The organism is Streptomyces sp. NPDC091280, assembly GCF_044768565.1.
Classification (GTDB): Bacteria; Actinomycetota; Actinomycetes; order Streptomycetales; family Streptomycetaceae; genus Streptomyces.
Genome location: NZ_JBIVUZ010000010.1, coordinates 242339 through 263127, shown reverse-complemented (window position 1 = coordinate 263127; position 20789 = coordinate 242339). Strand labels below are relative to the sequence as shown.

Here is a 20789-nt window from a genome sequence, read left to right as displayed (position 1 = left end):
CCACCGAGTAGCCGACTCGCCTTGCCTCACCTTGTTGCGACTGGCCCTTTTCGCTGTGCCGCAATGGGCCTTTTTCATGCATCCATCGGGAGAGAGAATCAAGGAGGCCTGCCTCCTCGGAACCCTCTGTAGAGTCCTTTTCTGACTCCCCTTCCGCAGTATCACTGTTCCCATCCATAACATTTACTCCTTGCTTCACATTCATCTTCCCCCCTCGGTCCTTGTAAAACGAGTCGCTCGGCTACTGTTCCCTTTCGGCAAGGAATTTAAACGTCGCCGTGTGCATCAGCCACTTGTAGATGATCCATGCGGCGTTGACCAGCGATACAGCCACCAGGAACATCCAGGGAAGGCGGCTGACCCCCAGGAAATCGAATCCCCAGGTGCCTGGGTGCACAGGAAGCGCAACTTTTGACACATTGATCATGTACAGGCCGCTGGCGGTCATCGACACTACTGTGGTGATGAAGAGGGAGACGCGTGCTGTCAGTGTTCCCTCGAAGAGATTATTGGGCTTCGAGTCGAACCCCAGCCAACTCGCCGCTACGCCGGGGAAAACCAGCAAAAAGGCCGGTGCGTCCGTGCCAGGATTACCCTTGATCGATATAACAAGACCAATTGCCCACACAAGCCAGAAGCATGTCGCAGCGGCGATGGCCGCCCGGAATGACGACCCTGGTGGAGTCTCGAAGAAATGGAACGTCAGGGTCGGTGCTTTGTCTGGATTTTTCGGTTCCGGGAAGAATCGCCCATAGAAGTGAGCGTACGGCTGTCCAAGTCTGCGGCGGAATCTGTAATGCGGCGGGGTGGGCGCGTTGTATTGCAGTTTGGTGAGATACTCCTCCTTCTCTTCGCCCAGCAAAAATTCTTGGTGGGCAAGATAGAGACCTTCCGGGCTCTGTACGTGGACATGAAAGCTCTGACAGGTGCTTGCATTGTCCAGAGGTACCTTCAGGCTGACTGGCCGCGTGCCCAGGAGGACGCGCAGCAATGCCTTGAAGCGTCTCTTGAGGTCCACTCCCCGTTCGCCGAACCTGCTCGTGATCCTCTCGGGTACGAGATCGAGCTTGGGGATGGTGGTTTCCTCGTACCGGATAACGAAGCGCCCGTCCTGAGGGAGCGGGACGGATGCGACGAGTGCGTAGTTCTTGGCGAGTTTTTCCACGAGGAGAACGGCCAGAGCACGAGAGTCTGTGTTGCGAATATCCTGCATCATCAGCAGCGCTTCATGTCCGCGTACAGCCGCCTCACTCTCGGCGGAGTTGGCAGTCCGTTCGATGTCAGGATTGTTGCGCTCAATGATCGCTGCGAGAGCGAGTCGTTCGGCCTCTGCGGCTTTTGGGCTCAGTTTCCCGTCTCTCGCCTGAAGTGCGCCAAGGATGAGAACTCGCAATACGCCCGCAGAGAGGAGCAGGGATTCCCGGTAGGAGAGAACCCCGATATTCTTTCCGGCTCCGTCGGTGACCTTGAGATTGTCCAGATACTTTCCTTTGCGGGCGAAGACGAAGGGTATGAGGACTCGCTGTTCCTTCGTTGGATCTTTCTTTTCCTGCTCCGAGCCCTGTTCGGGAAGGGGCATCAGCTCGGGTGGTATTTGAAACTCCACTGTCACCGATCGTTGAAGCGTACGCTTCTGCGGCACGTAAACCTCGTCCACTCTCTGCCTCAGCTCGATCGGCTGGGTGACGGCCAAGGCGAAGATCGTGGCCTGAAAGGAGTCCAGGAGGCCGCCCGTCGCCGCCATCCTCTGGAGGGATTTTGCTCGGTCCTCAGGGACGGAGGTGTAAGACTCTCGCGTCACGATCGTCTTCTTGATTTTCTTTACGTGATATCTCTGCCCTGCCAGGCAGACGCCGATAAAAATCGCTCCCGCCAAGGAGCTGCGTATTACTGTCGCATCCCATGATTGCCCCAAGCCGCCGATCGGGACAATTGCAACCACAATGAAAAACAAAAAAGTGAGCGTCAGCGTCTTCAAAACGTTCCCCCCGGCAACGTTCAGTCATGGCGAGTGCCTCAGTATGAGGGTGGTCCTAGAGGATGCGCCGACACTTTGCCATTCTTTGGGAGATCGCGGCTCTTTAAGATTGCCCCTTCGGCGGTTAAGTGATCACCGGGCTTCCCTGTCTGTGTCCGTGCTGTCGTCGTGTTCATCCGCCCGACGTGCCGGTGTTGTGCGGCTTCCCGAAGGTGGGTGGTTGGGCTGGATCTTCGACCTCTTTGGCCTTACTTTCCCTTTGCCGTTGGTCGTGGGTTCGACCTTCACGATCCGGGAGATCTTCATCAACGGGGTCATCCGCACTGCTGCCTGCGGCGCCTCTGTCACAGGCTTCGCCATCGGCCTCAGCGCATGTTCCGATCCGGTCGATCCGGTCGACAGGCCGGTGAGTGAGACGTACGTCGTCACCTATGAGGTCACGGGGAGGAATGTCGACTCGATCGGCTTCCGTGGTGGCCGTGGCAAGGCCGTGGAGCCGAAGACCGAAATGGTGTCGGAACCCGAGTTGTCCTGGACCAAGACGGTCGTGCTGCGCGGCATCATGTCCGCGGCGATCATGCCGATCGCCGCGGACATCGACGGCCGGATCACCTACAAGGGCAAGGTTTTTGCGGAGCAGAGCGCCGTCGGTTCGGCGACGGCCGGCGGCTGCATGGCGAAGTCCTCGATCACAGGGTGACGATGAACTTGGCCCAAGTGGCAGGGGAGAGGGCGAGTTGGGGGCCCTGAGGGTTCTGGTTGTTCTTGGAGTCACGGATGTGGATGGTGGAGGGGCAGGTGGCGACTTCGACGCAGTCGCCGGAGGCGCTGCTGCTGTAGCTCGACTTGTGCCAGGAGAGGGCGACTTCGACGCAGTCGCCGGAACCGCTGCTGCTGTAGCTCGACTTGAACCAGGTGAGTTCGCTGCTGCTCATAGCGCTCCTCGTATCCGCTGCAACAGGCTCATGGAGTCTTCGGGAGTGAGAGCCTGTGAACGCATCCTGGCATACCGCTGTTGCAGCACGCTGACCACTTTCGCCTCGGAGATCAATTGCCCGCTCTCCGGAGCCTCGGTGTAGGCGAACCATCTGTTGTTCGGGGTCTCCAGCAGCTGGACGGCACCGTGCAATCCGGCGTGTGACTCGCGTAGCAGCGGCATGACCTGGATCTCGACGTTCCGTAGTCGTGCGGTCTCAAGGATGTGGTCGATGAGTCCCCGCGTGACCTCTGCTCCGCCCGTCTGCCGCAGAAACAGCTGCTCTTCAAGGATGAAGCTGAACGCGGTGTTCGGTCGTTCCCGCAGTAATCGTTGCCGCTTCGCCCTCTCCATCCACTGCGCTTCGATCTGCTCGTCGTCGAGGGGCGGCAACTCGTCCGTGAACAGCTGTCGTGCGTATGCCTCCGTCTGCAACAACCCAGGAATCATCCGGCACTCGTATGTGTACAGCGTGATCGCCGTCTTCTCCTTCAGCGCCCACTGCCGGAACCAGGACGCCAACCCCGGTCGCCGCTCAAGATGTTCCGCCGCCCGCCGTACCGCACTGGTATTGCCCAGTACCGGTTCCGACCGCTCGACGAACGCCGTGTCCGGCATCCGCCTCCCCAACTCCACCGACTCCACCGTGTGCTTGGAGAAGCCGATCTGCCTGCCGAACTCCTCCCTGCTCAACCCCGCATGCTCCCGCAACGCCTGCAACATCGCCCCGAACGTCCGCAGGCTGTCGGACGGCTCCGGCTCGCCGCTGCCCTCGACCATGGTCACCCACCTCCCGCGCACATGGTCACGGAACGTAGCGCGTACTGTCCAGCGGGTGACCCCGTACGCTCGCACGGCGTACGGGCCCGGAAGCTGGTGAAGTGCCCTTCCTGAACGCCACATTGGGCACATGACCACCCAGCCCCCCGCCACCGTACACACGTTCACCCAGCGCCTCAGCCCCACGCCCCGCGGTGCCCGGCTCGCCCGTCACCTGGCTCTGAACGAGCTCCACACCTGGGGTATCCGGTACGGAAGCGACACCTCCCACGCCGTCGCCGTGATCGTCGCCGAACTCGCCGCCAACGCGGTGACGCACGGCCGCGTACCGGGACGGGACTTCGAGCTGCGGCTCTCGCTCGTCACGGGGAGTGTCCGCATCGAGGTCACCGACACCCGCAGCGGGCCGTGTCCGCCGGGACCCGGAGCCGTACGGGAGCCGTTGCCGCTCGCGGAGTCCGGGCGCGGGCTCGTGCTCGTGGCGGCCGTGGCCGACCGGTGGGAGGTGGTGGACCGGGCGCTGCTGGGGAAGACCGTGTGCGCGGAGGTCGACGTGCCGCGCTGTTTGTCCCTGCTCACAGGTCCCTGAGAAGAACGCTTCAGGTTGGGCGTGGACGCTGACCCCCATGCATGGACACCGACCCCACACCCCCGCATCCGAGCGCAGCCGCCGCTGGTTCATGAACAAGGCGCTGCTCGCCGGTGGTGTCGCCGCCGTGGCGACCATGACGGGATGCTCCAACGGCTCGTCGGACACGGCGAGTTCGACCTCCGCCGCGCCGTCCGGCGCCCCGAGCGGTATGCCCTCGGGCGGGCCCGGCGGGGGCGGGGGCGGAGGTGGTGGCATGGGTCCGGGGGTCTCGCAGGTGAAGTACGCGGACGTCAAGGGCGTCACCGCGGACGGTACGGTCGTCGACGACCTGTTCACCGTCCACTCGACCGGCGTCTCCACGGACGGGCTGGTCAAGGCGGCGCAGGCGTTCCTCGACGGGCTCTCCGCGAAGGAGCGCAAGTCCTGCACGTTCGACGTCGACGCCGACGAATGGACGGCCTGGAGCAACGTCGACGGCTACGACCGCAAGGGCGTGCGGATGGGCGATCTGACGGAGAAGAAGCGCGACCTCGGTTACGCGTTGCTCGGCGTCGCGCTGTCCGCCGACGGCCTCACGCAGACCCGCAACATCATGAAGCTCAACCAGTTCCTGGGCGACTCGAACGGCGGCAACCAGAAGACCCTGACCGAGGGCCACTACTTCTTCACCTTCATGGGCACCCCGTCGACCACCAAGCCCTGGGGCTTCCAGTACGAGGGCCACCATGTCGCCATCAACTACTTCGTGCTCGGCGACCAGGTCGTGGCGACCCCGACCTTCATGGGCTCCGAGCCGACCACGGCCACGTACCAGGGCGAGAAGATCAGCCTGTTCCGGCCGGAGACCACGGCGGGCCTGGCGATGATCCGCTCCCTCACCGCCGCGCAGCTCGCGAAGGCGGTCTCCTCGCAGGGCAACGGCAACGAGGACATGAAGGCGGGCGCCGGCTCGGACAACCTGAAGCTCGCCTACGAGGGCCTGCGCGGCTCCGAACTCACCGCCGCCCAGCGGAAGAAGCTCCTGGCCGTGGCCGCGGTGTACATCGGCTACATCAGCGAGGGGCACGCCGAGGTCAGGACGGCCGAGGTGGAGAAGCACCTCGACGACACGTACTTCTACTGGATGGGCGAGACGAAGGACGACTCCGCCTTCTACTACCGCGTGCACAGCCCGGTCGTGCTCATCGAGTACGACGCGCAGGCCCCGCTCTTCTACCACGGGGCCTCCGCCGCGAACGGCACCCCGTCCCAGGAGCACATCCACACCGTCGTCCGTACCCCCAACGGGGGCGACTACGGCGTGGACCTGCTGAAGCTGCACCTGGACAACGACCACTGACATATGCCCAATTGACCCTTACGGGGTAAGCAACCTGTTTTGATTGTTCATCTCCCTGATCTGGCTGATATGAAACGCATTGGCCTAAAAAGCAAGATCAGGGGTGGTTGTGGGGAAACGATTCGACTCCGGGGAGCGGACCGGGGTGGTGATCGTCGGGGCGGGCCCGGCGGGGCTGGTCCTGGGAAACCTGCTCCTGGACCGGGGCATCGACTGCGTGATCCTGGAGCGGCGCGGACGCGAGGCGGTCGAAGGGCGGGCCAGGGCGGGGTTCCTGGCCGCCCACTCCGTGCGCGTACTCGCCCGACACGGGCTGGACGCCGGGCTGTCGGCCAGGGGCCGGACCCATCAGACCTGCCTCTTCCGCAGCGAGCAGGGCGAATTCACCCTCGACTACGGCGAGTTGGGGCGCGGCGAGGTCCACACCGTCTACCCCCAGCAGGAGTTGGTACGGGACCTGCTCGCCGAGTACCTCCGGCGCGGCGGCGAGATCCGCTTCGGCGCCGAGGCCGAGGAGATCTCCGAGGGCCGGGTGCGACTGCGCGACGGGCAGCACATCACCGGGCGCCATGTCGCCGGCTGCGACGGACACCGGGGCGTCGGCCGCGGCACCCTGCTGGCCCAGGGCACCCGGGCCGCCCGCTGGGACCACGGCGTGACCTGGCTCGCGGTGCTGGCCGAGGCCCCGCCCAGCCTCGAAGCCGTCGGCTACGCCCTGCACGCCCGCGGATTCGCCGGGCACATGGCCCGGACGGCGACCGTCACCCGCTACTACCTCCAGTGCCCGCGCGGCACCGATCCCGCCGACTGGAGCGAGGACCGGATCTGGAGCGAGCTGGAAATCCGGCTCAGGACCGACGAGTTCGGCGTGCTGAAGCAGGGGCCCGTGCTGGAGAGGACGGTCGTCGACCTGCGCTCCGACGTCCTGGACAGCCCCGGCTCCGGACGCCTCTGGCTGGCCGGTGACGCGGCCGGACTCATCAGCCCCTCCGCCGCCAAGGGCGCCAACCTCGCCGTGCTCCAGGCCGAACGCCTCGCCGGCGCCCTCGTGTCCGCCCTCACCCGCGGCGACGACGGCGACCTCGCCCGCTACGCCGCCGACTGCCTGCCCCGCGTCTGGCGGGCCCACGAGTTCTCCCACTGGATGAGCACCCTGCTGCACGGCCCGACCACCGAGGACGCCGAGGCCCGCTACGGCCGCGCGCTCCAGTACGCCCGCCTCGACAGCCTGCGCACCTCCCGCACGCACCAGGACTTCTTCGCCGAGAACTACACCGGCATCTGACCCTCCCCACGATCACCGGGACCCCACATGAACCTCCCCGTCGCACAGGCGCGCCTCGCCGAGGCCGACGTACTCCGCATCCGGCGCGCGGCGGCCTACGTCGAGGCCCACGACACGGACGCCGTCCTGGCCGAACTGCTCCCCGACCTCACCCCCGCCGAACGGGCCGACGTGGCACGGCACTTGGTCTTCGACCACACCGCCGTCCTCGTCTTCCCCGACTCCCTCGACGGCCTCTGCGAGGAACTGGGCCGCCTCGGCTTCGCACCCGGCGCCGTCACCCCGAGCGTCGTCGTCCGCGAACGCCTCGCCCGCCGCCACGGCCCCGCCCTCGCCGAGACCCCGGTCGCCATCGTGCACGTCACGGTGGGCACCCGCAGCGTGGAGATCTTCGCGCTCCCCGTCCCCCCGGACTCGCCCCTGGAGGCCGTGGCCGCCGCCGAACGCGCCGCCGAACACGAGTCCCACCACGCCTTCGCGGTCACCGCCCCCGGCCCGGTCGTCCCGGCGGGCCTGCGGCTCCTGCTCCAGGAGCGCGGCGGCGCGGTCCCCGACGGCGGCGGCTACAACGGCCACGAGAACGTCACCGTCCTCTACCACCGCACCAAGGCCCATCGCCGCTTCGAACTCCGCCTGCCCGGCCGCCACACCCCGCTGCCCGACCCCACGACCGCCCTGCTCGGCGTGATGACCGGCGCCTGGGCCACCCAAGCGGTCGCCACCATGGCCGAGTTGCGCATCGCCGACCACCTGGCCGACCACCCGGGCATCGGCGCCGACCACCTCGCCGACCTCACCGCCACCGACCCGGACGCACTGCGCCGCCTGCTGCGCTACCTCACCTCACTGGGCCTGCTCACCTCCGCCGACGGCACCTACCACCTCACCGCCACCGGCCAACCCCTGCGCACCGGCACGGAGTTCTCCCTCCACCCACTGGCCCGGCTCTACGGCGGCCCGTTCTACGACTCCTTCAACGGGCTGACCCACTCCGTACGCACCGGCCAGGAGGCCTTCGCCCACCGCTACGGGCAGCACCACTTCCCCTACTTCGCCCAGCACCCGGAACTCGGCGACCTGTTCCACCGCGCGATGGCGGCCAGCGCCGAGATGTTCGCCCCGGTACCGGCCCTCGTCGACTTCTCGGCCGTACGGCGCGTGGTCGACGTGGGCGGCGGGAACGGTGCCCTGCTGTCCCGACTCCTGCGCGCCCACGCCCACTTGGAGGGCGTGCTCCTGGAACGCCCGGAGGCTTTGGAGGCGGCCCGCCCGCGACTCCCCGAACGCTGCGCGTTCGTGGCGGGCGACTTCACCCGCTCCGTCCCGGAGGGCGGCGACGTCTACCTGCTGTCCCGGGTCCTCCACGACTGGGACGACGACCGCTGCCTGACCATCCTCCACAACTGCGCCGAGGCGATGCGCCCGGGAGCCCGACTCCTCGTCGTGGAACGCCTGTTGCCGGCGCCCACGGCCATCGCCTGGGACATCCACATGCTGTGCAACGTCGGCGGCCAGGAACGCGACGAGGACCACTACCGCCTGCTGCTGGAGAAGGCGGGCTTCGACGTACAGGCGAGCCACGATCTCCCCCTGGGCGCCTCACTGCTGCACGCCGTGCGCGGGTAGGCGCGCGGGGCCGCGACACTGTACGGCTCGGCCCCCGGCCGCTGATGCGGACGGGGGCCGAGTGCGGAGCGGATCAGGAGTTCTCCGCGGTTCCGCCGCCGAAGATCTTCAGCTGTTCGGAGTCGGTCAGTCTGTTCACGAACATGACGAGCTTTCCGGTGGTGAGGACGCCGCTGACGATGGCCTCCTTCTTCTGCGCGTACAGGGTGTCGGTCTCCTTCTTGGCCTGGTCGAACCATGCGGTCGCCTTGTTCGGGTCGGTGCCAGGGGCGTCGACCGCGGCACAGGCGCGGAGGAAGGCGGCGGTGTCGGTGTTGCCGTTCGCTGCGACGCAGTCCAAAAAAACGAGTTCGTCGGCCTTGGTGACCGTCAGGTACAGGGACAGGCCCTTGCCGTTGTCACCGGTGATCACTGTCTTCTTGCGGTCGCCGGGGAGCTCTTGCTCCTTCGGGTCGCCCAGGGTGATGCCCCAGGTCTTCGTGAGGCCGGTCAGGAACGCCTTGCCCGTATAGCCCTTGGCCATGGCCGTCGACTCACCCAGTCTCGGCAGCTCGTTGGCCAGGATCGCGTGAGTGGGCAGAGTGGCGGCCGACGGTGGGGTGAAGGAGGGGGTGGGGCTCGGCTTCGTCGGGGAGGGTTTGTCCTCGGCGCCCACGACCACCGGGGAATCCTGTTGTTCGTGCTTGGTACAGGCGGTGAGCGCCAAGGCCGCCACCACCGCGGTCAGCGCCAGCGACACCCCCTTGCCCATGCCCGTCACGTACCGCTGTCGTTCAGTGCGCATGCCGTGGTGACCTTGCTGTTGTGGGGGACGAAGGCCATCGCGTCGAAGGCGACGTCGGCGTCTCCGGTTCCGGGATCGTGCAGGTTGTCCGCCTCGATTCGGCCGCCCTTCCAGAAGGTGAAGGTGCCGAACTCGAACCAGGTGTCGCTGCCGTTGCTGTGGGTCGCTTGGTTGATGCGGCAGTAGTCTGCCTCGGCCCCCTCGGTGTTGTCGCCGGGGATGAAGTTGTACTTCACGATCGCCTGGCCGCCATGGCTGGGCAGGTGGACGAACACGTCGTAGCGCTTGCCGGGTTGGTCACCGGCGGGCAGGCGGTCCTGGTTGAGCTCCCAGCGGCCGGTGACCTTGTGGAAGATGTCGCCCGCCGGGTAACTGTGCGTGAAGTAGATGTGGTTGTCGTAGCCGGCGCCGAGCTGGTGGATGTCGATCTGGGCGATGTACGGAGTGGCACGCCAGGTCGAGTCCGCGCGCTGCATGGTGATGTTGTCGCCGGTCTGGAGCGTGAACTTGCCGTCGTCGGCGCCCACGATGTCCTGACAGCCGTAGGTGTTCTGGTGCTCGCCCAGGTCGTCGACGATGAGGGCCGTCTCGTCGCCGTTCGGGTAGTCGATGCACGGTCCGTGGTCGTATTTGCTCTCCAGCGCCGGTTCGCCGGAGCCGAGGCTGTAGGCCAGGTTCTCCGTCGACGCGTTGCCGTCCTGCTCGTCGGTGATCCAGCTGACGCTCTGGGTCCAGCGGCACTGCTCGTCCAGCGAGGGGCAGGGGTCGGCCGCGCCGGGGGTGCAGGCGTTGACACCCGGGTCGCAGAACAGGTCGTAGCTGGTGGGCGTGTTGAGCATGACGTTGGCCAGCGGCATGTCGGGCTTCGAGTACGACGGTTCGGCGTCCCAGGTCTGCTGCGGTACCTCGGCCCAGCCCAGGACCTTCTCCTGGTACGGCCAGTCGGCCGGGTGGGCGGCGTCGCCGGTGTCGAAGCGGAGGAAGGCGGCACGGTCGGCCGGGTAGACGGGGTTGGCCGGGTTGTTGAGGAAGCCGAGCCCGGTCTTCGCCGAAGCGTCCGTGTAGACACCGGAGTTGTAGCCCCACAGGGCCATGTACCAGTTCTCGATGTACTTGGAGTCGCCGTTGTTGACGTTCATCCCGAGGGCCTTCAGCTGGTTCCACTTCTCGGTGAGGATGCGGAGTCCGGCCGAGATGTTGGCGGCGTAGTCGGTGGTGATGGCGCCGGCGTGCAGGGCGTCGTAGGGGTCGTCCTTGATCTCCGACATACCGGTGGTCACCTGACCGATGCCGTAGCCGCAGTCGGCCTTGGCGCGGTCCGGGTAGTAGTGGATGCTCGCGCCGTTGCCGAACCAGTCGGCCTGCAGGACGTTGCCCGAGTCGCCGTAGACCGAATGCCAGGACGCCTGCTTGAAGTTGGACTCCTGGGCGAGGATGCCGAGCATGACCTGGGCGGGGACGCTGTCGCCGTCGGTCAGGTCCGCCTTGGGGAACAGGCCCTGGGGGCTGTAGGCCGCCAGGCCCGTGTCGTGCCAGTTCGCCGGGCGGGTGATGGTGAGGTCACCGTGCACGGCCTGGTCCACGGCCCACTCGACCATGTTCGCGCTGGGCTGGAGGGCCTGGCGCGTGGGGTCGTTGCGCTTGACCACGCAGGGCGTCTCCATGGAGATGACGGGCCCGTTCACGTCGGCTCCGCTGGAGGTCAGGCACTGGGATTCGGGGCTGCCCTCGCCGCAGGTGAGCGGGTCCACGTCGTCCTGCGCCGCGGTGATCGCCGTGGTGTACGTGGCCGGTTCCGTCGCTGTGGTGTCGGCGTCCGTGGGCAGTTGGCGGCTCGCGTCGACCTCGGTGGTGGCCGCCGTTCCCGTTCCGGTCGCGGTCGCCTTCACCGTGATCAGTCCGGAGCCCTCGTCCGATGGGGAGCCCAGTTTGCTGGTGACGCCCTTCATCTGCTCGGAGAAGACCGAGGTGGTCACCAGATGGCCCTCGCGGGAGGCGCCGGTGGGGCGGCCGTCGAAGGCACGGCGGACGAGGCCGGGGGCGTGTGTGGTGTCGATGCCTGCCACGTCACCGGCGACGATGTCGCCGCCCTTCGCCGGGAACAGCTTGACCGCGCCTTCCGCGCCGGCGCCGAGCCGGGTCAGTGCCCCGCCCTGCCAGCGGGTGACGACGCTCTTGCCGTCCTGGACGGTTCCGATGTCGACGGCTCCGTCCGCCGACGCCGTGAGCGCGAACAGCGGGCCCGGCACCTTCGCCTCGGGCGTGGCCTTCAGCTTCTTGCCGGTGCCGTTCAGTGTGACCAACTCGCCGCCCAGGACGCCGTAGTCGCCGTGGGCGGTCGGTACGACGTGGGTGAGCTGGCCCGAGATCTTCCGCTTGCTGCTGACCTGCCCGGTGGCGGCGTCGGCCTCGATGAGGGTCGTGTCGCCGATGTCGGTGTCCGTGACGGAGCTGGAGGTGAACATCACCCGGTCGCCGTCTCCGCAGCCGGGGCTGAAGTAGGCGAGCTGCACGCCGTCGGCGACCTCGGTGACCTTGCCGTCGGAGAGGCGGATCACGGCGGCGAAGGCGCCGCGGGCGGTGGCACCGGGCTGGTTGGTCCATGCGGAGGGCGCGTACACGGCCGCCGCGTACCGGCCGGAGCCGGTGGTGCAGACGTAGCCGGTCCACGGTCCTACGTCGGACAGCTCACCGTTGCCCAGGCGGGCGATCTCCCGGAACGTGAAGCCGTCGCTCTCCTTGGCCGCGAGGATGTGCAGGCCGCCCGAGTCGCCGGTGGCCTGGACATCGATGTCGGTGGAGTCCGTGTAGTGGGAGCCAAGGGCCTTGCCGGGGTCGGAGAAGAGCTCCCCGGAGGCGGGCGCGGCCTGTGCGGGGGTGGTGGTCGTCGCCGCGGGGAGTGCGGCGAGGGAGCCGGCCAGGACGAACAGGGCCAGGGCCGGGCCGGACAGGCGGGGCCTTCTGATGCGCGAGCGGAACATCCGCGAGCGGAACGTCTGTGAGCGGTCCATGGGCGTCCTCACATCCAGTCCGTGCAGAGACCGTGCTGGGGAGCGAGGCTCGCGTCGTTGCCGTTCTGCTCGTAGTGGAGCGGGAACGGGTCGAAGCGGTCGCCCTGATCGTTCCAGCAGGCCTTGGTGGTGGTGTCCTTCCAGTTGCGCATGGGCGTGTAGGCGCTCGCCCGAGTGCTCGTGAGCTGGCCGGTCGTGCTGGCCCATTCGATGCCGCCGGTGAAGTCGTCAGTGGTCCACAACGATCCGTACACGTCTGTGACGGAGGCCTGGGGGTCGTAGGAGATCTTCATCCACACGGCCTGGCAGTCCGGGGACCAGACGAGTTTCACCTCGACCGACTGGTCCGCCTCGTCCACCTGCTGGAGGAGTTCGGCGTCCGCGTCGCACCCCGCCTCGACCGGGTCGACACCCGAACATGTGTCACGCCAGCAGCTCGGGGCGGCCGATGCCTGGGGCGCGGCCACCCCCTGGACCGCGGCGGCTAAGAGCAGTGCGGCTGTCACGCCGCCCGCCCGATGTCTACTTTTCGAGAGTTGGAAGGCTTTCGGGAGCCAACGACGCATGACCGTCCTTTTCGAAGGTGAACGCGGGCAATCTCCGTGCAGGGGAGGCCGATTCGCCAAAGGGTCATGCGGTGGCGACACCCCCCGTCTCGCCGTCGCGTGGTCCTGTGTGCCGATCACGCGACCGTCACAGAATCACCCTCAGGATTCAACAACACCAACCAAGATTCACCCAAGAAGTCGTCAAGTAACGCCGTGTCATGGAACCTCATGCGCACGATTTTCATCCACCAACATCGTTGACCAGCGCGACTGTTGCCCAGTGCCGGAGCAACGCGAGGAACGGGTGGATTTACGACAGAAACGCACATTGCTCGGCTTCGATCGCAAACTCGGTTGCCATCTACGCGTGGAGAATCCGTGAGAACGAGACGTGGAACACGAAGATCCCTCTGTCTGGCGGTAGCGGCGACCACGATCGCCGCCCTGCTGAGCGGCGGCCCGGCCTTAGCCGTGAGCAACGCCGGCACCGCCGATCCACCGACACCCGGCCAGGGCTCTCAGGGCCAGTCCGCCAAAGTCCTCTCCCCCGACACCGTGCTCCCGAAGACCTGGAAGACCTCCGCCGACCGTGCGGTGACCGTCGCCGGTGACGGATCCGGGCTCCACCTGCTCGCCGCCGAAAGCCGTACGGCCTACGCGTGGCGCTCGGTCACCACCCTCTCCGAGCCCGGCTTCACCACCGACCTGTGGATCGGGAACGCCTGCGTGACCGGATCCGGCAAGCGCGCGGTCGTCGTGTACGCACCCCGCGACTTCACCAACGAACCCCGGTTGATGGAGCGCGGCGCCTTCGCGGCCGTCGTCGATCTGACCAGCGGCAAGGTGACCAAGCTCGCCGACACGGTGACGCTGGCCTATTTCAACCCGGGCTGCGGGACCGGCGAGACCGCCGTCCTCACCCAGGTCGGCGATGACGAGGACAACCGGACCCGGCTGCTGACGGTGGACGCCGCCACCGGCACGGTCACCCGCAGACAGACCGAGAACGTCCAGGTCACCTCGGCGGTGCCCACGCGGGACGGCATCGTCGGCGCGGCCTCCGGCCGACTCGTCACCTTCGACCGGAGCAACCGCACCACCGCGCTCACGACCACCTCCGGTCCCGCCTTCGACCTACGGGTCGACAGCCAGGGTGGTATCAACTTCCTTGACCAGCGAGGAGATACGACCCGAGCGCGCCGTACCGCAGGAGGAAGAACCACCACCTTCGCCGAGGGCTCGTCCGGCAAGTTGGGTCTACGGGCGGGTACTTCGGGACGGGTCTTCCTCACGGGAGATCCGAGTACGCAACAACTACCGTCGACTGTCCGGCACTTGGCGGTTCCGGCGGACGCGACCGTCTCCTCCACCGGTGCTCTCGTCGTCGACCAGGCCGTCTCGCAGAGCCTGCGCAGCCACGTCAGCGATCCGCTCGCGGCCACCGCGTGGAACACCCCGGCGCCGCTCCGGCTCACGACCGAGATCCCCGCGACCGGAAAGTCCGTGCCCTTCACGCTCGACGCGGCGACCGACGACGCGGCGGCCTCGGGCCTGACGACGTCCCCCGCTCTGACGGGCTCAAGCGGCGAAGTCTCCGCGACCGTGGCCGGTGACCCCACCTCCACCGTCGACGACGACCGCACCTGCTCCCAGCCCCGCAACGACCCCGGCCAACAGGCCTACCAGCCCACTCCCAACCAGGTCGAATGGGCCGTGGACATGGCCATCCGCGGCGACCTGACCAGCACCTACGTCCGTCAGGGCGGCTGGCGTACCGCAGCCGGACTCGGCACCGTCGACCCCCAGGGCATGTTCCCTCTGCCCACGCTCACCGGTACCTCCGGCGGTCGTATCCCCGCCCAGGTACTGCTCGGTGTGCTCGCGCAGGAGTCCAACCTGTGGCAGGCGGAGGGCGGAGCGCTGCCCGGACAGACCAGCTCCACCCTCGCGAGCACCAACGGCTTCTACGGCCATCCCGGCGATCCGGCGACCCCCGAGGACCAGTGGCTGATCGACTGGTCCAAGGCCGACTGCGGCTACGGCATCGGCCAGCAGACCAGCGGGATGAAGACCGGTGACGTGGACGAGTTCCCCGCCGTCCAGCAGAAGGCGATCGCCCTCGACTACACGTCCAACATCGCGGTTGCCGCACGGACCCTCGCGACCAAGTGGAACGAATTGCACGACGACGCGATCACACCCGGCGGCATCAAGCTCAACACCGACGACCCGGCGGCCCCGGAGAACTGGTTCGCCGCACTGTGGGACTACAACTCGGGCCTCAACTACTACGTTCCGGCGAACCCGAGCGCCGACTGGGGCCTGGGCTGGCTCAACAACCCCTCCAACCCCCTCTATCCGCCCGACCGGCACGCCTTCCTCGACGGCAACACCTATGCCGACGCCGCGCATCCGCAGGACTGGCCGTACGAGGAGAAGGTGCTGGGCTGGGGCGCCTGGCCCATCGACACCGGGCGGGCATACGCCGACGACGGCACCGCGAACGACAGCAACACGGCGGGCTATTCGGCGGCCTGGTGGAACTCCGACAGCGACCGTTCCACGGTCAAGCCGGGCCTGGACACCTTCTGCGCCCCGGACGTCAACGCCTGCGATCCCGCCGACCCGCCGCGCTGCGAGGTCGACCACCTCGGCGACACCTGCGATCCACCGCACTGGTACCACGGCGCCCAGACGACCTGGAAGGTCGGCTGTGACCAGAGCTGCGGGCACGAGTACCTCACTTACAAGACTCTCAGGGCCGAGCTGGGCAACGGCGACAACGGCGCCGGCACCAAGTGCGACAACTCCGACGTCGGCTTCACGATCGTCGACGACGTGCCGAGCAGTGTGCCGACCTTCACCGACGGCTGCGACAAGTCGGGCTGGACCGACTCGGGGAGCTTCTCGTTCCGTTTCAACGCCGATGCCCAGAGCCACTACGAGGCCAAGGGCGACCTGCACCAGATCGGCGGCGGCTTCGGCGACCACTTCTGGTACGCCCACGCCCGTGACGACGCGCACGGCGCCTCCGCCCACATCGACGACCCCGCCACGGACCCGGGTACCGCCTCGGGTGTGATGGCGGCGACCGGAACCTGGCGGCTCAGCAGTCAACGGACCTCTTGGACAAGGGTGTTGGTCCATCTGCCCGACACCGGGTCGGCGAGCCAGCAGGCCGTCTACACCATTCATCCGGGCGACGGCACCACCCACAACCGGATCATCAACGCCGTGTCCCACGAGAACCGCTGGGTGAGTCTGGGCATCTACCACTTCACCGCCGGATCCGACTTCCAAGGCGTCACCCTGTCCAACTACACCGGCGAGGGGCAGGCGGACAACGACATCGCCTGGGACGCGGTCGGCTTCCAGTGGCTCTCCGCCAAGCCCCAGCACATCGTGGCCTCGCTCGGCGACTCCTACTCCTCCGGCGAAGGGGCCGGCGACTACGACCCGTCCACCGACCAAGAGCACGGCACCGTCGACTGGAACGCGTGCAGTCGCAGCGCCAACGCCTGGCCGCGCAAGCTGGTGCTGCCGGGCATGCCGACGGGTCTCGCGACACTCTCCGACAACTACAGCCCGAACGCCGAACTCGGCTTCGTCGCCTGCTCGGGCTCGACCACGTGGAACATCGACGGCACCGCCGACACCGGATACTGGCAGAGCGGCGATGTCGGCGCGGCCGAGGGCGAGTTCCGGGAGATCCCGCAGATCCAGTCCGGAGTCCTCACCAAGGACACCACCCTGGTGACGGTCACGATGGGCGGCAACAACTACGGCACGTTCGTCGGTGCCATCTCCGACTGCGCGACCCTCGGGGACTGCGCGAACAGCGACTACCTCGCCAAGTACGAGGCACTGGCCGACCAGATCAAGGAGGACGTCGGCAACACTCTGGCGGCCATCGCCCAACAGGCCCCCAACGCCAAGATCCTGCTGGTCGGTTACCCGGAGATCCTCAGCCGCACCGTCAAGTGCACCGGCTCCTGGTACATCGACGGCGACGAGGCCGATGCTCTGGCCACCCTGGCCAACTACATCGACGGCGTCCAGAAGGACAAGGTCGACGAACTGCACGCGGGCGGGATCGATGTGTCGTACGCCGATCCGGTCGACGCGTTCGTCGGGCACGGTGGCTGCGACAGCGACGAGTGGATCAACAAGATCGTGCTCGGGCCGAACGGCGACGGCGACTTCCACGAGGGCGACCCGCACTCCGCGTGCGTCGCGGTCGCCGGAATCGGGCAGACCTGTCTGAGCCGCGAGGCATTCCACCCGAACAACGCGGGCACCACCGGGTACGAGCATGTGGTGGAGGACGCCTTGACCGCCATCGGATACACGGGAACATGAGCGCATGGCTCAGGTGACTTCCGTGCAACCCCGCCGAGGCGGCCGGCCGGTCGGCTGCCTCGGCGCGCTCGCGCTGATCTGCCTGGTCTGCGTGCTGCTCGCGGCGGGGGTGGTGGTGTGGTTCTTCCAGTCCGTGCGGGACAACCAGCGGGACCAGGACCGGGCGGCGCGGGGCGCGGTGGTGGCCGCGGCGGAGCGGCTGCGAACCAGGTTGGAGAACGCCGATGCCGACGGCACGCTCACCGACCGGGAGATCACCCAGGCGCTGGGGCAGGTGCGGGCGCGCTCGGTCGATCGCGGTGGCGACCGAGCGGTCCTCGTGGTGCAGATCGCCGCGTCGTCCTGGGCCCAGTGCTATTCCTATACGGCACTGCCGACCGGCGCGGTGACGGCCCGCCCGCTCAAGGAATGCGGAGGCTGACGGACCGGCGGCGAACCCTGGCCCCCCTAGCCCGCCTGCCCCATCCCTGCCGCGTTGGGCCAGCTCTGCGCGTTGGGCCAGCCGGTGGCCGGCGCGGGCGCGAGGTTCTGCATCCCGTTGGGGCTGGTCGCTCCCCGCACCTGGGCCGCCGTGAGCCCGTTGCGCGCGGGCACACCGGTGGGCGTCGGACCCTGGGCCACGGGAGCGGGAGCAGGTGCGGGCGCGGGCGTGCCGTAGGGCTGCTGCTGAGGCTGCATCACGGGCATCTGCTGCGACATCTGGACCAGTTGCTCCGGCATCTGCGCGACCGGCTGCATCGGCATCTGCTGCGGAACCTGCGCCGCGGCCACCATCGGCTGGTACTGCGGCTGGGGTTGGGGCTGAGGCACCGGCACGGGCTGCGGCTGAGGCGGTGCGACGGCCGCCGCCGGTGCCTGCATCGGCACGGGCTGCGGCTGCATCTGCGTGATCGCGGCGGGCATCTGCATACCGGCACCGTTGGTCGCGCCGACAAGGCGGTCCACGGCCGCCGTACCCGAGCTGTAGCTGGTCCCTGTGCTCAGCTCGGGCACGGCGGCTCCCCTCCTGGTCCCGTAGAGCACCTGTTCCAGGCCGGACACCAGGCGACGCACGTCCACCTGGGGGCGCACCACGAGGCGCAGGAAGCGGCTGGACGAACCGATCTTGTTGCCGCACTCGCGGACCAGGATGCGGTGCTCGGTGAGCATCCGGTCCCGGACCACGGTCCCCTCGGCGCCCACGGGCAGGCGTACGAAGAGGAAGTTGCCCTGCGACGGATAGACCGTCAGGCCGGGCAGCGCGGAGAGATGGCTCGCCATGTCGAGTCGGTCGCGGCGCACCTGCTGGAGGCTCTGCGCGTACTCCGCGCCGTGCTCCTTGAGGATGAACACCACGTGTTCGGCGAAGGCGTTGAGGTTCCACTTGGGCAGCATCGAGCGGATACGCCCGGCCAGGGCGGGGTTGGCGACGAGGTAGCCGAACCGTATGCCGTGCAGGCCGAAGTTCTTGCCGAGGCTGCGCAGGACGACCACGTTGGGGCGGATCATCGCCTCCTGCACGACGCTGGGTTCGACCTCGGCGTCGGCGAATTCGAGGAACGACTCGTCGATGACGATGAGGTCGAGGTCGGCCATCGCGTCCATGAACTGGACGAGCGCCTGCTTGTGCTGGAAGCCGCCGTCGGGGTTGTTCGGGTTGCAGATGACGGCGACCTTGGTGTTGCGCTTGCGGATGAACTCGGCGTACTGCGCGAGGTCCAGCGCGAAGCCGTTGGACTCCTGGAGCGGGAACATGTCGACCCGCTTGCCGGTCTCCATGGGCTGGTCGGTCCAGCGGCCGAAGGTGGGGACGGGGATGGCGAGGGATTCGCGGACCAGCAAGTGGTCGATCCAGGTGATCAGTTCGGTGGAACCGTTACCCATCGCGACACAGCTGGGCGGGAGTTGGAGCAGGTTGCAGAGCTCGGCCGTGATGGTGTCGGCGCTGCTCGGGTAGTACGTGATGATCTCGCGCAACCGGGCCGCCATCTGGTCGAACATGGCGGGCGTGGGGAAGTAGGGATTGCACGGGATGCAGAAGTCCACGGGGCCGGTCCCGTCGCTCTCACGCGCCAGCGCTGCCATCGACGGGCTGTGCGCCGCCGTACTGCGGAACAGCGAGGTGACGTTGGAGTCGGCCAATGGAACCTCCGTATGAAGGCGGGCCCGGCGGGGACGACCGGGCCCGTCGTCTTGGGTGGCCCGCGCGGGGGAGCACGGGCCGCCCTTCAATACGGAGACGGGAGTGGCACTGTTCAACGGATGTGAAATTGGTGTGAGTTCGGGAACCCCGGGCCCGTGTCCGGCGTCAGGCGCTGAACGTGTGGATCGTCGACGTCCGGTATGTCTGTCCCGGCCGCAGCACCGTCGACGGGAAGTTCGCGTGGTTCGGCGAGTCCGGGAAGTGCTGGGTCTCCAGGCACAGCGCGTCGCCCTGGCGGTAGGTGTGGCCGCCGGTGCCGGTCAGGGTGCCGTCGAGGAAGTTGCCGGAGTAGAACTGCAACCCGGGCTGGTCCGTGGCGATCTTCAGGGTGCGGCCGGAGTGCGGGTCGTGCAGGGTCGCCGCGTGCTCGGGCTTCGCGGTGATGCCCTTGTCGAGCACCCAGTTGTGGTCGTAGCCCTTGGCCTGCACCTGCTGGACGTGGGCGGCCCGGATGTCGCGGCCGATCGACTTGGTCCTCCGGAAGTCGAAGGGGGTGCCGGAGACCTTGGCCAGCTCGCCCGTGGGGATCAGTCCCGAGTCGGTGGGCGTGTAGCGGGCGGCGGGGATCGTGAGCTCGTGGTTCTCGATGGTGCCGCTGCCCTCGCCGGCGAGGTTCCAGTAGACGTGGCTGGTCAGGTTGACGACCGTGGCCTTGTCGGTGGTGGCCTCGTAGTCGATGCGCCAGTCGCCGTGCCGGTTGAGCGTGTACGTCACCTTCACCTTGAGGGTGCCGGGGTAGCCCATCTCGCCGTCGACGCTGGTGTAGTGCAGGTGCAGGCCGACGTCGGAGCCGGCGGTGAAGCCCTCGACGTCCCAGATGTGCTTGTCGAAGCCCTGGGTGCCGCCGTGCAGGCTGTTGACCCCGTCGTTGACGGAGAGCTGGTGGCTCTTGCCGTCCAGGGTGAACTGGCCCTTGGCGATGCGGTTCCCGTAGCGGCCGATGAGCGCGCCGAAGTACGGGGTCTTCGCCACGTAGTCGGCGATGTTGTCGAAGCCGAGCGAGACGTTGGCGTACTTGCCGTGCCGGTCGGGGAGTTCGAGGGACTGGACGACCCCGCCCCACGACAGGACCTTGAGCCGGGTGCCGCCGTTCTCCAGGGACCAGCGGTGGACCTTGCTGCCGTCGGCGAGGGTGCCGAAGAGTTCCTTCACGGGCTTTCTGCCTCCGGATGCCGCCTGCGCCGTACCTGTACCGAGGGTGCTCGCGGCGATACCGGCTGCCGCGGCGCCTGCAATGACCGTGCGTCTGTTCAGTTCCATTGAGCGGCTCCTGCACATGGAAGGGGCCCCGCCGTGCTGTGCGGATGACAGACGCGCGGGGCCCTGGCT

15 protein-coding genes are annotated in these 20789 nt (G+C 67.5%); 7 read left to right on the top strand and 8 right to left on the bottom strand.

Annotation, left to right across the window (positions count from 1 at the left end; translation table 11 throughout):
• Positions 1-241: 241 nt before the first annotated feature.
• A complete protein-coding gene (locus ACIQPR_RS29690; RefSeq protein ID WP_403654470.1) occupies positions 242-1978 on the bottom strand; it encodes a hypothetical protein in 1737 nt (578 codons plus the stop codon).
• Between the two features lie 220 nt (positions 1979-2198).
• Between ACIQPR_RS29690 and ACIQPR_RS29685 the strand changes: the two genes are divergently transcribed.
• Positions 2199-2678, top strand: a complete 480-nt coding sequence (locus tag ACIQPR_RS29685; protein WP_403654468.1) for a hypothetical protein — start codon at positions 2199-2201, stop codon at positions 2676-2678.
• Here ACIQPR_RS29685 and ACIQPR_RS29680 read toward each other — a convergent pair.
• Positions 2668-2913, bottom strand: coding sequence for a DUF397 domain-containing protein (locus ACIQPR_RS29680; protein ID WP_403654466.1), 246 nt, complete (start codon positions 2911-2913; stop codon positions 2668-2670). The two genes, ACIQPR_RS29685 and ACIQPR_RS29680, sit on opposite strands and share 11 nt — an antisense overlap.
• Positions 2910-3734, bottom strand: coding sequence for a helix-turn-helix domain-containing protein (locus tag ACIQPR_RS29675; RefSeq protein ID WP_403654464.1), 825 nt, complete (start codon positions 3732-3734; stop codon positions 2910-2912). The genes ACIQPR_RS29680 and ACIQPR_RS29675 overlap by 4 nt, the downstream gene beginning before the upstream one ends.
• Before the next feature lie 130 nt (positions 3735-3864).
• Here ACIQPR_RS29675 and ACIQPR_RS29670 point away from each other — a divergent pair, with 130 nt between their 5' ends.
• From ACIQPR_RS29670 to ACIQPR_RS29655, 4 genes are all read left to right on the top strand, one after another.
• A complete protein-coding gene (locus tag ACIQPR_RS29670; RefSeq protein ID WP_403654462.1) occupies positions 3865-4323 on the top strand; it encodes an ATP-binding protein in 459 nt (152 codons plus the stop codon).
• 37 nt (positions 4324-4360) lie between these two features.
• Positions 4361-5665, top strand: coding sequence for a DUF3500 domain-containing protein (locus tag ACIQPR_RS29665; protein WP_403654460.1), 1305 nt, complete (start codon positions 4361-4363; stop codon positions 5663-5665).
• Positions 5666-5774: 109 nt separating this feature from the next.
• Complete coding sequence (locus ACIQPR_RS29660; protein WP_403654458.1) at positions 5775-6950, top strand: 4-hydroxybenzoate 3-monooxygenase; 1176 nt, start codon at positions 5775-5777, stop codon at positions 6948-6950.
• 27 nt (positions 6951-6977) lie between these two features.
• The gene (locus tag ACIQPR_RS29655; protein ID WP_403654456.1) at positions 6978-8576 is read left to right on the top strand and encodes a methyltransferase; all 1599 of its coding nucleotides are present in this window, start codon (positions 6978-6980) and stop codon (positions 8574-8576) included.
• Between the two features lie 73 nt (positions 8577-8649).
• Here the strand turns inward: ACIQPR_RS29655 and ACIQPR_RS29650 are convergent, their stop codons facing one another.
• The 3 genes from ACIQPR_RS29650 to ACIQPR_RS29640 are packed head-to-tail and all read right to left on the bottom strand — an operon-like array spanning position 8650 to position 12877.
• Entirely contained in the window at positions 8650-9360 is a 711-nt protein-coding gene (locus tag ACIQPR_RS29650) for a hypothetical protein (protein WP_403654454.1), read from the bottom strand.
• Entirely contained in the window at positions 9333-12371 is a 3039-nt protein-coding gene (locus ACIQPR_RS29645; RefSeq protein WP_403654452.1) for a hypothetical protein, read from the bottom strand. The genes ACIQPR_RS29650 and ACIQPR_RS29645 overlap by 28 nt, the downstream gene beginning before the upstream one ends.
• An 8-nt stretch (positions 12372-12379) precedes the next feature.
• On the bottom strand, positions 12380-12877 hold the full coding sequence (locus tag ACIQPR_RS29640; RefSeq protein ID WP_403654450.1) for a DUF2690 domain-containing protein: 498 nt from the start codon (positions 12875-12877) through the stop codon (positions 12380-12382).
• Between the two features lie 420 nt (positions 12878-13297).
• On the opposite strand from ACIQPR_RS29640, the gene ACIQPR_RS29635 reads away from it, so the two are divergent.
• Together ACIQPR_RS29635 and ACIQPR_RS29630 are read left to right on the top strand one after the other, a co-directional pair.
• The gene (locus ACIQPR_RS29635; protein ID WP_403654448.1) at positions 13298-17278 is read left to right on the top strand and encodes an SGNH/GDSL hydrolase family protein; all 3981 of its coding nucleotides are present in this window, start codon (positions 13298-13300) and stop codon (positions 17276-17278) included.
• 4 nt (positions 17279-17282) lie between these two features.
• Positions 17283-17699: a hypothetical protein gene (locus ACIQPR_RS29630; protein ID WP_403654446.1), complete on the top strand. Its 417-nt coding sequence runs from the start codon at positions 17283-17285 to the stop codon at positions 17697-17699.
• A gap of 26 nt (positions 17700-17725) precedes the next feature.
• On the opposite strand, the gene ACIQPR_RS29625 is transcribed toward ACIQPR_RS29630, so the two are convergent.
• Positions 17726-19399, bottom strand: a complete 1674-nt coding sequence (locus tag ACIQPR_RS29625) for a pyridoxal phosphate-dependent aminotransferase (RefSeq protein WP_403654444.1) — start codon at positions 19397-19399, stop codon at positions 17726-17728.
• Positions 19400-19565: 166 nt separating this feature from the next.
• Entirely contained in the window at positions 19566-20720 is a 1155-nt protein-coding gene (locus ACIQPR_RS29620; protein ID WP_403654442.1) for an aldose epimerase family protein, read from the bottom strand.
• Between the last annotated feature and the right edge of the window lie 69 nt (positions 20721-20789).

What these genes read in the sequence shown, in the direction of transcription:
- ACIQPR_RS29620 (WP_403654442.1), bottom strand. Translation starts at nt 20,720, where the DNA reads ATGGAACTGAACAGACGCACGGTCATTGCAGGCGCCGCGGCAGCCGGT.
- ACIQPR_RS29670 (WP_403654462.1), top strand. Translation starts at nt 3,865, where the DNA reads ATGACCACCCAGCCCCCCGCCACCGTACACACGTTCACCCAGCGCCTC.
- ACIQPR_RS29680 (WP_403654466.1), bottom strand. Translation starts at nt 2,913, where the DNA reads ATGAGCAGCAGCGAACTCACCTGGTTCAAGTCGAGCTACAGCAGCAGC.
- ACIQPR_RS29630 (WP_403654446.1), top strand. Translation starts at nt 17,283, where the DNA reads ATGGCTCAGGTGACTTCCGTGCAACCCCGCCGAGGCGGCCGGCCGGTC.
- ACIQPR_RS29650 (WP_403654454.1), bottom strand. Translation starts at nt 9,360, where the DNA reads ATGCGCACTGAACGACAGCGGTACGTGACGGGCATGGGCAAGGGGGTG.
- ACIQPR_RS29665 (WP_403654460.1), top strand. Translation starts at nt 4,361, where the DNA reads ATGCATGGACACCGACCCCACACCCCCGCATCCGAGCGCAGCCGCCGC.
- ACIQPR_RS29675 (WP_403654464.1), bottom strand. Translation starts at nt 3,734, where the DNA reads ATGGTCGAGGGCAGCGGCGAGCCGGAGCCGTCCGACAGCCTGCGGACG.
- ACIQPR_RS29655 (WP_403654456.1), top strand. Translation starts at nt 6,978, where the DNA reads ATGAACCTCCCCGTCGCACAGGCGCGCCTCGCCGAGGCCGACGTACTC.
- ACIQPR_RS29645 (WP_403654452.1), bottom strand. Translation starts at nt 12,371, where the DNA reads ATGGACCGCTCACAGACGTTCCGCTCGCGGATGTTCCGCTCGCGCATC.